Origin of the sequence: Okeania sp. KiyG1 (genome assembly GCF_014132355.1) — a bacterium.
GTDB lineage: Bacteria > Cyanobacteriota > Cyanobacteriia > Cyanobacteriales > Microcoleaceae > Okeania.
The window spans coordinates 1-14,725 of record NZ_BLZO01000164.1 but is presented as its reverse complement, the minus strand read 5'-3'; the positions used below and the strand labels follow the sequence as shown (position 1 = coordinate 14,725).

The 14,725-nt window shown below is 40.8% G+C and carries 5 protein-coding genes and 1 pseudogene; 2 read left to right on the top strand and 4 right to left on the bottom strand.

What is annotated here, in order from left to right; all coding sequences use genetic code 11:
• The first annotated feature begins 17 nt into the window (after positions 1 to 17).
• Both SAGCYANO_RS36580 and SAGCYANO_RS36575 read left to right on the top strand, forming a co-directional pair.
• A complete protein-coding gene (locus tag SAGCYANO_RS36580; protein WP_255502854.1) occupies positions 18 to 2,444 on the top strand; it encodes a glycosyltransferase in 2,427 nt (808 codons plus the stop codon).
• On the top strand, positions 2,441 to 3,373 hold the full coding sequence (locus tag SAGCYANO_RS36575) for an NAD-dependent epimerase/dehydratase family protein (protein WP_202224525.1): 933 nt from the start codon (positions 2,441 to 2,443) through the stop codon (positions 3,371 to 3,373). Before SAGCYANO_RS36580 ends, SAGCYANO_RS36575 begins: the two co-directional genes overlap by 4 nt.
• A gap of 444 nt (positions 3,374 to 3,817) precedes the next feature.
• On the opposite strand, the gene SAGCYANO_RS36570 is transcribed toward SAGCYANO_RS36575, so the two are convergent.
• The 4 genes and pseudogenes from SAGCYANO_RS36570 to SAGCYANO_RS36560 form a co-directional block, all read right to left on the bottom strand.
• Complete coding sequence (locus SAGCYANO_RS36570; protein WP_202224524.1) at positions 3,818 to 4,231, bottom strand: VCBS repeat-containing protein; 414 nt, start codon at positions 4,229 to 4,231, stop codon at positions 3,818 to 3,820.
• Positions 4,192 to 7,416 (bottom strand): Ig-like domain-containing protein, encoded by a 3,225-nt coding sequence (locus SAGCYANO_RS36565; RefSeq protein WP_202224523.1) that lies wholly within the window; start codon positions 7,414 to 7,416, stop codon positions 4,192 to 4,194. The genes SAGCYANO_RS36570 and SAGCYANO_RS36565 overlap by 40 nt, the downstream gene beginning before the upstream one ends.
• Before the next feature lie 45 nt (positions 7,417 to 7,461).
• Positions 7,462 to 7,569: pseudogene (locus SAGCYANO_RS50995) on the bottom strand (Ig-like domain-containing protein); the annotation flags it as partial.
• Positions 7,532 to 14,644 (bottom strand): Ig-like domain-containing protein, encoded by a 7,113-nt coding sequence (locus tag SAGCYANO_RS36560; protein WP_237397030.1) that lies wholly within the window; start codon positions 14,642 to 14,644, stop codon positions 7,532 to 7,534. The pseudogene SAGCYANO_RS50995 and the gene SAGCYANO_RS36560, both read right to left, overlap by 38 nt.
• Positions 14,645 to 14,725 lie beyond the last annotated feature (81 nt).

Sequence of the window (14,725 nt, the reverse complement as noted above, 5' to 3'; positions counted from 1 at the left end):
ATCAAAAAGAGCAAGAAATAAAACTTAATTCTGCTCAAGATTATCGTGATTTAGGAGACCAGTTATTAAAAGAAGGTAAACTAGAAGAATCTGCTAATAATTATCGCCAAGCACTAGAACTGCAACATAATTTTTGGCAAGTTCATCATAGCTTAGGAGATGTACTGCAAAAGCAAGGAAAATTGGATGATGCTGTTGCTTGTTATTGCCAAGCAATTAATATTAATCCTCACTTTTTTTGGTCTGCTTATAATTTAGGAAATACTCTGATACGACAAGGAAATCTAGACCGGGCGATTGCTTCTTATTTTTACGCTGCTGAAATTCAACCACATAATATAGATACTTATCAAAAGTTAGCTGATTTGCTGGAAAAACAGGACCGGGTAGATGAAGCTCAAGAATATAAATTATTGGTAAAAAATTTAAAAGATAATCCAGTTGAAACTTGTTATAACTTGGGAGATAAGCTAGTTTTAGAAGGAAAAATAGAAGGAGCTATTTCCTGTTATCAAAGAGCATTAGAACTAAAGCAAGATTTATGGAAAGTTTACGGAAAACTGGGAAACCTATTAAAAGAAAAGGGAGATTTAGAAGAAGAAATTAAGCTCTATAACCGTGTCCTCAAGCTCAATCAAAAGTTACCTGAAATTGAAGCAAACCTCCAAAAAGCTTTAAAAGAGCAAGAAAACACGAAAACAGTTAAAAAAGTAGAAGGTATTCCCGATAATTTTGTAATTCCTTCCATTGTGGGAGAAGGAAACGACTATTCTTTTATAGAAGAGAAAGTTAAGGAATTTGTGGAGAGTAAAAAACCTTATAAACTTCCTGTTTCGATGATTATTCCTACCTATAATCGCAAGGCAATTTTGGCTAAGACTTTGGCTGCCATTACTCATCAAACTTATCCCAAGCATTTAATAGAAGTAATTGTAGCTGATGATGGTAGTACAGATGGTGTGGAAGAAGTAATTTTAAAATATGAGAAATATTTAGAATTAATTCATGTCCGACAGCAAGACCAAGGGTATCGTTTATGTGCAGTTCGTAACCTGGGAATACGCACCTCTAAACACGAACATTTAATTCTTTTAGATTGTGACTTGATTCCAGAACCCCAGTTTGTTGAAGAATTGATGAAATATCTTCATGTAACTGACAAAGCTGTTTTAATGGCTCATCGGAGATTTGTAAATACAGATGCAATTACAGATGACGAAATTTTTGAGGATATTAATATTGCTTTAGGATTAGAAGATATTGTAACTGAAAACGTCATGTTTAAGAGCGATATTAAAAATAAAGCTACCATAGACTGGCGCTTTAGAATATATGAACAAACTGATAACTTAAAGAAAGAAAAGTATCCTTTTCGAGCATTTGCTTCCGGTCACGTTGCTTATTCAAAAAATATTATTCACAAAGTAGGTTGGTATGATGAAGATTTTCAAGAATGGGGTTGCGAAGATATTGAATTTGGGTATCGAGTTTATAATGCTGGCTATTATTTCATTCCAGTATTAACCGCAATTGATTTACATCAAGAACCACCAGGTGGTAGTAATGAAACTGACCGCATAACTGGAAAACAAATTACTCAAAAATTATTAGAACAAAAATGTCCTGCTGGTTGGTATCGCAAATATCGACTAGGTGAAATTTATGAAGTGCCTAAAGTTTCGATTTACATTCCTGCTTATAATGTTGAGCAGTTTATTAAGCATACTGTTGATAGCGTTCTCAATCAAACCTACACAGATTTAGAAGTTTGTATTTGTGATGATGGTTCCACGGATCGAACCCTGGAAGTTTTGGAGGAAAACTACTCAGAAAATCCTCGCGTTAGGTGGGTTTCTCAACCTAATGGTGGGATAGGGAAAGCTTCTAATACTGCAGTAAAAATGTGTAGGGGTATGTACATTGGTCAACTTGATTCTGATGATATGCTCAAACCAGATGCAGTGGAGACTATGGTTAAATATTTAGACAAGTATGATGTTGGTTGCGTCTATAGCTGTTGTGAAAGAATTGATAAGTATGGAAATTATGTTAAACCAGAATACAACTGGCCTGAATTTTCCCGGGAGAAACTGATGATTAATATGATCATTCATCATTTCCGAATGTTTAGAAAGAGGGACTGGATGAAGACTGAAGGATTTGCTGAAGATTTGTTTAATGCGGTCGATTATGATATGTACATGAAGTTAAGCGAGGTTTGCTCTTTTCATCATATTAACAAGGTGACATATTCTCGACGGATACATGGAAAAAATACTTCTTTGCTTTATGAAAAGGAACAAGATAACAACACTATTACTGTAATCAATCGCTCTTTAGATCGTTTAGGGTTAAGCGATGTATGGATAGTTAAGCGAAGCGATCCTAATAACCCCAGGAAGCTTGAGGTCTGTAGGCAAAAGATTGTTACCCAAAACTTATGAAAAAAGTGCTAGTTACAGGTGGAGAAGGATTTATTGGTTCTCATCTTGTTCGGTTTCTGTTGAACAATGGAGTAGATGCCAAGGTTTACGATAACCTTTCTTCTGGTAGCTGGAAAAATTTGGCATCCATCCAGTCAGAAATTGAGGTAATTGAATCAGATGTCAGGAATTTCGATGCCTTAGTTGTAGCTATGGAGGGAGTAGATTCCATATTTCATCTAGCGGCCTTAGTTTCTGTGCCAAAATCAGTAAATAATCCCCGCCTTACTTATGAGATTAATGCTGAGGGAACCCTAAATGTATTGTCCGCTGCTCTTAAGTCAGATGTTTCTAGGGTAGTTATATCTTCTAGTTGTGCTGTTTATGGCGATCGCAATCAACCCCCACTAAAAGAAACTGATTTGCCAATGCCAAAATCTCCCTATGCTGCCAGCAAGTTAACTGCTGAAGCTTGGGCCGAAAGTTTTTATCAATCCTATGGACTAGAAACAGTTTGTTTGAGATATTTTAATGTATACGGTCCAGGGCAAAAATCTGATTCTGACTATGCTGCGGTTATTCCCAAATTTTTAGATTGTTATCATCGCCAGCAAAGACCCAAAGTTTATGGAGATGGACTTCAGACGAGGGATTTTATCTATGTAGAAGATGTAGCTAAGGCTAATTTTTTGGCTTCTACTGCTTCTTCTGAAATAATAGCTAACCATAGAGCTTTTAATGTTGGTACTGGCAAAGGTTTGAGTTTATTAAAATTGTTGGAGGCGATCGCCATTCAAATAGGTTATGAAATCCAGCCAGAGTTTCATCCACCTAGAGTAGGAGATATTAGACATTCATGGTCTGATGCTAGTTTAGTTAAAAATGAATTGGGCTTTGAGCCTAAAATTAATATCGATCTGGGAATAAAAAAACTATTGTCTAAAAATTAACTGTTAACATTGATTTATCCTGTAATTAGGGTTTGCTAATTAGGGCTTGTTGATTAAATCTAAAAGCATTGACATATAAAAACTTTATGCTTTTTTGGGCATTGACAAAGTACCTGGTTTTCAGCTCTTCATGCTCAAAAAGTTAGTATTTTAGGCGCATAGTTGGGCAGAAAAATCAACAGACAAAACTTAGCTTCTACCTCTTCTAAATTCCCATTTCTCCTGTCTCCTGTTTTCCCCTCCCCTCCTGGGAGGGGCGAGGGGTGGGTTGTCTCCTGTCTCCTACCCCAGCAAAAAGATGTTTTCAGCAAACCATAATTAAAGTTCGTAGTAGGGTTTGAGCAATAAGATAGATAGGGTTTCAGCCCTACTACAAACAACAACTTTGTGGTCGCGTAAGCGGAACGGAGTTCTATCGCTGATTATCCGAACATTATATTAAAATCAAATATCAGTTGAGACTACTTCAAAATCAGTGTTCCAGGTAGGAATTGCACCACGGTCGCTCCTGTTGATACCATCCATCAACCACATCCGATTTTTTCCGGTTTCTTGGTCTCGCCACAGAATATCAGCTTTGCTATCTCCATCAAAGTCTGCTACTACTGCCACTTCAAAATCATTGTTCCAGGTAGGAATTGCACCACGGTCGCTCCTGTTGGTACCATCCATCAACCACATCCGATTTTTTCCGGTTTCTTGGTCTCGCCACAGAATATCAGCTTTGCCATCTCCATCAAAGTCTGCTACTCCTGCCACTTCAAAATCACTGCTCCAAGTAGGAATTGCACCACGGTCGCTCCTGTTGGTACCATCCATCAACCACATCCGATTTTTCCGGTTTCTTGGTCTCGCCACAGAATATCAGCTTTGCCATCTCCATCAAAGTCTGCTACTCCTGCCACTTCAAAATCAGTGCTCCAGGTAGGAATTGCACCACGGTCGCTCCTGTTGGTACCATCCATCAACCACATCCGATTTTTTCCGGTTTCTTGGTCTCGCCACAGAATATCAGCTTTGCCATCTCCATCAAAGTCTGCTACTCCTGCCACTTCAAAATCAGTGCTCCAGGTAGGAATTGCACCACGGTCGCTCCTGGTGGTACCATCCATCAACCACATCCGATTTTTTCCGGTTTCTTGGTCTCGCCACAGAATATCAGCTTTGCCATCTCCATCAAAATCTGCTACTCCTGCCACTTCAAAATCATTGTTCCAGGTAGGAATTGCACCACGGTCCCTCCTGGTGGTACCATCCATCAACCACATCCGATTTTTTCCGGTTTCTTGGTCTCGCCACAGAATATCAGCTTTGCCATCTCCATCAAAATCAAACCGAACTGGTTCGCTACTCTCCACTATGGGTTCCACAGTTACAGTTATGTCTGCGGGATCTAAAGAGTTGCCCTCAGTGTCATCAGCACCATAAGGAATAGATGCTTCTCCTTCAAAACCATCTACTGGGGTAAAGGTGACGTTCCCGTCATCATCTACGGCAAATGTTCCTTCTCCTGGGACTGTGATGTTTTTTTGTATTCCTGGGGTTTCTGGGTCTAGGTCTATGGTGGTGACATCTACATTTTCATCGTTGTCGCTGATGCTGAATGTGACTGGGGTGTTGGGAGGGGTGGTTGCTGTGTCATCTGTTAATTCTGGTACAGGAGCTACATTTACAGTTATGTCTGCGGGTTCTAAAGAGTTGCCCTCAGTGTCATCAGCAGTATAAGGAATGGATGCTTCTCCTTCAAAACCATCTACTGGGGTAAAGGTTACGTTCCCGTCATCATCTACGGCAAATGTACCTTCTCCTGGGACTGTGATTGTTTTCTGTATTCCTGGGGTGTCTATGTCCAGGTCGATGGTGGTGACATCTACATTTTCATCGTTGTCGCTGATGCTGAATGTGACTGGAGTATTAGGAGCTGTGTTTGCTGTGTCATCTGTTAATTCTGGTATGGGAGCTACATTTACAGTTATGTCTGCGGGTTCTAAAGAGTTGCCCTCATTGTCCTCAGCAGCATAAGGAATGGATGACTCACCCTCAAAACCATCTACTGGGGTAAAGGTTACGTTCCCGTCATCATCTACTGTAAATGTTCCTTCTCCTGGTACTGTGATAGTGTTCTGTATTCCTGGGGTTTCTGGGTCTAGGTCTATCGTTGCTGGGTCGATGTTTTCATCGTTTTCGATGATGCTGAATGTGACTGGAGTATTAGGAGCTGTGTTTGCTGTGTCATCTGTTAATTCTGGTATGGGAGCTACATTTACAGTTATGTCTGCGGGTTCTAAAGAGTTGCCCTCATTGTCCTCAGCAGCATAAGGAATGGATGACTCACCCTCAAAACCATCTACTGGGGTAAAGGTTACGTTCCCGTCATCATCTACTGTAAATGTTCCTTCTCCTGGTACTGTGATAGTGTTCTGTATTCCTGGGGTTTCTGGGTCTAGGTCTATCGTTGCTGGGTCGATGTTTTCATCGTTTTCGATGATGCTGAATGTGACTGGAGTATTAGGAGCTGTGTTTGCTGTGTCATCTGTTAATTCTGGTATGGGAGCTACATTTACAGTTATGTCTGCGGGTTCTAAAGAGTTGCCCTCATTGTCCTCAGCAGCATAAGGAATGGATGACTCACCCTCAAAACCTGCTAATGGGGTAAAGGTGAGGTTCCCGTCATCATCTACGGCAAATGTTCCTTCTCCTGGGACTGTGATAGTGTTCTGTATTCCTGGGGTTTCTGGGTCTAGGTCTATCGTTGCTGGGTCGATGTTTTCATCGTTTTCGATGATGCTGAATGTGACTGGAGTATTAGGAGCTGTGTTTGCTGTGTCATCTGTTAATTCTGGTATGGGAGCTACAGTTACAGTTATGTCTGCGGGTTCTAAGGGGTTGCCTTGGTTGTCATCAGCAGTATAAGGAATGGATGCTTCTCCTTCAAAACCTGCTAATGGGGTAAAGGTGAGGTTCCCGTCATCATCTACGGCAAATGTTCCTTCTCCTGGTACTGTGATGTTTTTCTGTATTCCTGGGGTTTCTGGGTCTAGGTCTATAGTAGAGGGGTCTACATTTTCATCGTTTTCGATGATGCTGAATGTGACTGGAGTATTAGGAGCTGTGTTTGCTGTGTCATCTGTTAATTCTGGTACGGGTTCCACAGTTACAGTTATGTCTGCGGGTTCTAAGGGGTTGCCTTGGTTGTCATTAGCAGTATAAGGAATGGATGCTTCTCCTTCAAAACCTGCTAATGGGGTAAAGGTGAGGTTCCCGTCATCATCTACGGCAAATGTTCCTTCTCCTGGGACTGTGATAGTGTTCTGTATTCCTGGGGTTTCTGGGTCTAGGTCTATAGTAGAGGGGTCTAAATTTTCATCGTTGTCGCTGATATTGAATGTGACTGGGGTATTAGGAGCTGTGTTTGCTGTGTCATCTGTTAATTCTGGTATGGGTTCCACAGTTACAGTTATGTCTGCGGGTTCTAAAGAGTTGCCAGAGGTGTCATCAGCAGTATAAGGAATAGATGACTCACCCTCAAAACCTTCCACTGGGGTAAAGGTGACGTTCCCGTCATCATCTACGGCAAATGTACTTTCTCCTGGGACTGTGATGTTTTTCTGTATTCCTGGGGTTTCTGGGTCCAGGTCGATGGTGGTGACATCTACATTTTCATCGTTGTCGCTGATATTGAATGTGACTGGGGTGTTGGGTGGTGTGTTTGCTGTGTCATCTGTTAATTCTGGTATGGCAGCCACAGTTACAGTTATGTCTGCGGGTTCTAAAGAGTTGCCAGAGGTGTCATCAGCAGTATAAGGAATAGATGACTCACCCTCAAAACCTTCCACTGGGGTAAAGGTGACGTTCCCGTCATCATCTACGGCAAATGTTCCTTCTCCTGGGACTGTGATGTTTTTCTGTATTCCTGGGGTTTCTGGGTCCAGGTCGATGGTGGTGACATCTACATTTTCATCGTTGTCGCTGATGCTGAATGTGACTGGGGTGTTAGGAGCTGTGTTTGCTGTGTCATCTGTTAATTCTGGTATGGGAGCCACAGTTACAGTTATGTCTGCGGGTTCTAAAGGGTTGCCTTGGTTGTCATCAGCAGTATAAGGAATGGATGCTTCTCCTTCAAAACCTGCTAATGGGGTAAAGGTGAGGTTCCCGTCATCATCTACGGCAAATGTTCCTTCTCCTGGGACTGTGATAGTTGTTCTGTATTCCTGGGGTTTCTGGATCTAGGTCTATAGTAGAGGGGTCTACATTTTCATCGTTTTCGATGATGCTGAATGTGACTGGAGTATTAGGAGCTGTGTTTGCTGTGTCATCTGTTAATTCTGGTACGGGTTCCACAGTTACAGTTATGTCTGCGGGTTCTAAAGAGTTGCCCTCAGTGTCATCAGCAGTATAAGGAATGGATGCTTCTCCTTCAAAACCTGCTAATGGGGTAAAGGTGACGTTCCCGTCATCATCTACGGCAAATGTTCCTTCTCCTGGGACTGTGATGTTTTTCTGTATTCCTGGGGTTTCTGTGTCTAGGTCTATAGTAGAGGGGTCTACATTTTCATCGTTGTCACTGATGCTGAATGTGACTGGGGTGTTGGGTGGTGTGTTTGCTGTGTCATCTGTTAATTCTGGTATGGGAGCCACAGTTACAGTTATGTCTGCGGGTTCTAAGGGGTTGCCTTGGTTGTCATTAGCAGTATAAGGAATGGATGCTTCTCCTTCAAAACCTGCTAATGGGGTAAAGGTGACGTTCCCGTCATCATCTACGGCAAATGTTCCTTCTCCTGGGACTGTGATGTTTTTCTGTATTCCTGGGGTTTCTGTGTCTAGGTCTATAGTAGAGGGGTCTACATTTTCATCGTTGTCACTGATGCTGAATGTGACTGGGGTGTTGGGTGGTGTGTTTGCTGTGTCATCTGTTAATTCTGGTATGGGAGCCACAGTTACAGTTATGTCTGCGGGTTCTAAGGGGTTGCCTTGGTTGTCATTAGCAGTATAAGGAATGGATGCTTCTCCTTCAAAACCTGCTAATGGGGTAAAGGTGACGTTCCCGTCATCATCTACGGCAAATGTTCCTTCTCCTGGGACTGTGATGTTTTTCTGTATTCCTGGGGTTTCTGTGTCTAGGTCTATAGTAGAGGGGTCTACATTTTCATCGTTGTCACTGATGCTGAATGTGACTGGGGTGTTGGGTGGTGTGTTTGCTGTGTCATCTGTTAATTCTGGTATGGGAGCCACAGTTACAGTTATGTCTGCGGGTTCTAAGGGGTTGCCTTGGTTGTCATTAGCAGTATAAGGAATGGATGCTTCTCCTTCAAAACCTGCTAATGGGGTAAAGGTGACGTTCCCGTCATCATCTACGGCAAATGTTCCTTCTCCTGGGACTGTGATGTTTTTCTGTATTCCTGGGGTTTCTGTGTCTAGGTCTATAGTAGAGGGGTCTACATTTTCATCGTTGTCACTGATGCTGAATGTGACTGGGGTGTTGGGTGGTGTGGAAGTACTATCGTTTTCTAGATTTCCTATCTCAGTGACTTCTATGGAAATATTGGCTTCGTTGGAAACTGCTCCCAAGTTATCTTGAATAGTGTATGTAATGGGAGTAGTAACACCAGTGAAACCAGCTTCAGGGGTAAAGGTAACATTCCCAGCATCATCAACTGTATAGCCGCCTTCTCCTGGTACAGTTATGCTAGTGTCTCGTTCAGGTGTACTAGGGTCTAGGTCTACTGTAGTTAGGTCTAGGGTGTCGTCTGTATCTGAGTCATTGCTGGTAATGCTGAAGGTGACTGCTTCTCCTCTGTTGGTACTAGCGCTGTCGTTTTCGGCTACAGGCGGCTCGTTGACTGTGGTTATAGTTATGTCTGTGCTACCAGATACATTTGTTGTACCGTCGCCGACATTATAGGTGAAATCTCCAGGATCTTTTGTTCCATCGTAGTCAGCAGGAGCATCGTAGAGGAGTCCTTGTAGTTCCTCTGATGTTAATGTGTCCCCATTATTAACTACTGTACCGTCTGCTTTGGTAACTTGGCCTAATGTGGGCAGTCCGGTGACGGTGATGGTCAATGGGTCTCCATCTGCGTCCGTGGGAGCTGTTAGTCCTAATCCTGTATTTTGACTGGCCTCATCTACAGTGATGGCGTTGCTATTGACTACAGGAGCGCTGTTTGTGGCTATGATATTAATTGTTGTTGTAGCTGTGTTGCTATCGCTATCCCCATCATTTACCACTACTGTGACGCTACGAGCGTTGGTGTTGGGATTTGTTGAGCTGTTGTTGTATTCTATTTGAGCTATAGCAGTCTGATAATCTGCTAGTGTAGCACTACCTGTTAGTGTGATTGTTCCTGTGGCACTGTCATAGCTACTGGCTGTTATTCCAGTTGGTAGTGTGCTGTTGACTGATAAGCTTTCTACTGTATCTCCGTCTGGTCGGTTGGTTAATGTGATTGTGGCTGACTCTATATTTGTGTCGTCTACGTCTGTAATCACAACGTCACCGTTATCTCCTATGGCAACTGCATTTCCTCCTTCTATGAAGGTTGTTGTGTAGTCGTTACCTGTGGCTCCACTGCTGTCGTTACCGTCTAAATCTAATGTGGGAGGGTCGTTAGTTTCAATAGTTAAATCATAACTACCCACTTGGTCAACCATACCACCATCACCAACAGTATCAGTGCTAGGGTCATAACTTGTCATTGAACCACTCACACCAATATATAGAGTTTCCGGTTCAAATTCAGCACGGTAAATTCTGTCAAAAATAGAACCATCTGGGTCTGACTCTCCAAACAATGTCATACCATCAGCATTAAATAGCTGCACTCGACCTGGAGCAATGGGATTGCCATTTTCATCTAACAGCTCAATTTCCTCAGAGAATTTCACCTGTTCCCCAATATCCAGCTCAAACTTAAATAAATCTACATCATTTTCTGGTAAGAGGTTGGTATTATCTCCTATTTCTCCTGAATAGTTGAATACTCCTGAGTTAGTTAAATTTAATCCCGTATCTATTGCTTCAGCTAAAATATCGTTAGTTTCATCAGCACCCAAAGTCCGATCCACAGTTTCAATCGTTAAATTATAAGTTCCCACTTCATTAGAGAAACCACCATTACCAACAGTATCAGTGCTGGGGTCATAAAATGTGTTGATACCACTCACACCAATATATAGAGTTTCCGGTTCAAATTCAGCACGGTAAATTCTGTCAAAACTAGAACCATCTGGGTCTGACTCTCCAAACAATGTCATACCATCAGCATTAAATAGCTGCACTCGACCTGGAGCAATGGGGAATCCATTCTCATCTAACAGGTCAATATTCTCAGAGAATTTCACCTGTTCTCCAATATCGAGCTCCAACTTGAATAAATCTACATCGTTTTCTGGTAATAGGTTAGTGTTATCTCCTATTTCTCCTGAATAGTTGAAGATTCCTGAGTTAGTTAAATTTAAACCAGTATCTATTGCTTCTGCTAGTATATCGTTAGTTTCATCTACTCCTAAAGTCCGACCCACAGTTTCAATGGTTAAATCATAACTACCCACTTCCCAAGGGAAACCATCACTACCAACAGTATCAGTACTTGGGTCATAAAATGTACCAAAACCACTCACACCAATATATAGAGTTTCCGGTTCATTTTCAGCACGGTAAATTCTGTCATCAAAATCTGGACTTTCTGGGTCTTGTTCTGTAGACAAGAACAAACCATTAGCATCAAACAATTGAACTCGACCACTAGGGATGGGATTTCCATTTTCATCTAACAGGTCAATATTCTCGGAGAATTTCACCTGTTCTCCAATATCGAGCTCCAACTTGAATAAATCTACATCGTTTTCTGGTAATAGGTTAGTGTTATCTCCTATTTCTCCTGAATAGTTGAAGATTCCTGAGTTAGTTAAATTTAAACCAGTATCTATTGCTTCTGCTAGTATATCGTTAGTTTCATCTACTCCTAAAGTCCGACCCACAGTTTCAATGGTTAAATCATAACTACCCACTTCCCAAGGGAAACCATCACTACCAACAGTATCAGTACTTGGGTCATAAAATGTACCAAAACCACTCACACCAATATATAGAGTTTCCGGTTCATTTTCAGCACGGTAAATTCTGTCATCAAAATCTGGACTTTCTGGGTCTTGTTCTGTAGACAAGAACAAACCATTAGCATCAAACAATTGAACTCGACCACTAGGGATGGGATTTCCATTTTCATCTAACAGGTCAATATTCTCGGAGAATTTCACCTGTTCTCCAATATCGAGCTCCAACTTGAATAAATCTACATCGTTTTCTGGTAATAGGTTAGTGTTATCTCCTATTTCTCCTGAATAGTTGAAGATTCCTGAGTTAGTTAAATTTAAACCAGTATCTATTGCTTCTGCTAGTATATCGTTAGTTTCATCTACTCCTAAAGTCCGACCCACAGTTTCAATGGTTAAATCATAACTACCCACTTCCCAAGGGAAACCATCACTACCAACAGTATCAGTACTTGGGTCATAAAATGTACCAAAACCACTCACACCAATATATAGAGTTTCCGGTTCATTTTCAGCACGGTAAATTCTGTCATCAAAATCTGGACTTTCTGGGTCTTGTTCTGTAGACAAGAACAAACCATTAGCATCAAACAATTGAACTCGACCACTAGGGATGGGATTTCCATTCTCATCTAACAGGTCAATATTCTCAGAGAATTTCACCTGTTCTCCAATATCGAGCTCCAACTTGAATAAATCTACATCGTTTTCTGGTAATAGGTTAGTGTTATCTCCTATTTCTCCTGAATAGTTGAAGATTCCTGAGTTAGTTAAATTTAAACCAGTATCTATTGCTTCTGCTAGTATATCGTTAGTTTCATCTACTCCTAAAGTCCGACCCACAGTTTCAATGGTTAAATCATAACTACCCACTTCCCAAGGGAAACCATCACTACCAACAGTATCAGTACTTGGGTCATAAAATGTACCAAAACCACTCACACCAATATATAGAGTTTCCGGTTCATTTTCAGCACGGTAAATTCTGTCATCAAAATCTGGACTTTCTGGGTCTTGTTCTGTAGACAAGAACAAACCATTAGCATCAAACAATTGAACTCGACCACTAGGGATGGGATTTCCATTCTCATCTAACAGGTCAATATTCTCAGAGAATTTCACCTGTTCTCCAATATCGAGCTCCAACTTGAATAAATCTACATCGTTTTCTGGTAATAGGTTAGTGTTATCTCCTATTTCTCCTGAATAGTTGAAGATTCCTGAGTTAGTTAAATTTAAACCAGTATCTATTGCTTCTGCTAGTATATCGTTAGTTTCATCTACTCCTAAAGTCCGACCCACAGTTTCAATGGTTAAATCATAACTACCCACTTCCCAAGGGAAACCATCACTACCAACAGTATCAGTACTTGGGTCATAAAATGTACCAAAACCACTCACACCAATATATAGAGTTTCCGGTTCATTTTCAGCACGGTAAATTCTGTCATCAAAATCTGGACTTTCTGGGTCTTGTTCTGTAGACAAGAACAAACCATTAGCATCAAACAATTGAACTCGACCACTAGGGATGGGATTTCCATTCTCATCTAACAGGTCAATATTCTCAGAGAATTTCACCTGTTCTCCAATATCGAGCTCCAACTTGAATAAATCTACATCGTTTTCTGGTAATAGGTTAGTGTTATCTCCTATTTCTCCTGAATAGTTGAAGATTCCTGAGTTAGTTAAATTTAAACCAGTATCTATTGCTTCTGCTAGTATATCGTTAGTTTCATCTACTCCTAAAGTCCGACCCACAGTTTCAATGGTTAAATCATAACTACCCACTTCCCAAGGGAAACCATCACTACCAACAGTATCAGTACTTGGGTCATAAAATGTACCAAAACCACTCACACCAATATATAGAGTTTCCGGTTCATTTTCAGCACGGTAAATTCTGTCATCAAAATCTGGACTTTCTGGGTCTTGTTCTGTAGACAAGAACAAACCATTAGCATCAAACAATTGAACTCGACCACTAGGGATGGGATTTCCATTCTCATCTAACAGGTCAATATTCTCAGAGAATTTCACCTGTTCTCCAATATCGAGCTCCAACTTGAATAAATCTACATCGTTTTCTGGTAATAGGTTAGTGTTATCTCCTATTTCTCCTGAATAGTTGAAGATTCCTGAGTTAGTTAAATTTAAACCAGTATCTATTGCTTCTGCTAGTATATCGTTAGTTTCATCTACTCCTAAAGTCCGACCCACAGTTTCAATGGTTAAATCATAACTACCCACTTCCCAAGGGAAACCATCACTACCAACAGTATCAGTACTTGGGTCATAAAATGTACCAAAACCACTCACACCAATATATAGAGTTTCCGGTTCATTTTCAGCACGGTAAATTCTGTCATCAAAATCTGGACTTTCTGGGTCTTGTTCTGTAGACAAGAACAAACCATTAGCATCAAACAATTGAACTCGACCACTAGGGATGGGATTTCCATTCTCATCTAACAGGTCAATATTCTCAGAGAATTTCACCTGTTCTCCAATATCGAGCTCCAACTTGAATAAATCTACATCGTTTTCTGGTAATAGGTTAGTGTTATCTCCTATTTCTCCTGAATAGTTGAAGATTCCTGAGTTAGTTAAATTTAAACCAGTATCTATTGCTTCTGCTAGTATATCGTTAGTTTCATCTACTCCTAAAGTCCGACCCACAGTTTCAATGGTTAAATCATAACTACCCACTTCCCAAGGGAAACCATCACTACCAACAGTATCAGTACTTGGGTCATAAAATGTACCAAAACCACTCACACCAATATATAGAGTTTCCGGTTCATTTTCAGCACGGTAAATTCTGTCATCAAAATCTGGACTTTCTGGGTCTTGTTCTGTAGACAAGAACAAACCATTAGCATCAAACAATTGAACTCGACCACTAGGGATGGGATTTCCATTCTCATCTAACAGGTCAATATTCTCAGAGAATTTCACCTGTTCTCCAATATCGAGCTCCAACTTGAATAAATCTACATCGTTTTCTGGTAATAGGTTAGTGTTATCTCCTATTTCTCCTGAATAGTTGAAGATTCCTGAGTTAGTTAAATTTAAACCAGTATCTATTGCTTCTGCTAGTATATCGTTAGTTTCATCTACTCCTAAAGTCCGACCCACAGTTTCAATGGTTAAATCATAACTACCCACTTGCCCAGGAGAAACCATCACTACCAACAGTATCAGTACTTGGGTCATAAAATGTACTTGAACCACTCACACCAATATAAAGAGTTTCTGCACCATTCTCTGCACGATAATTGTTGAAGTTAGGGTCAT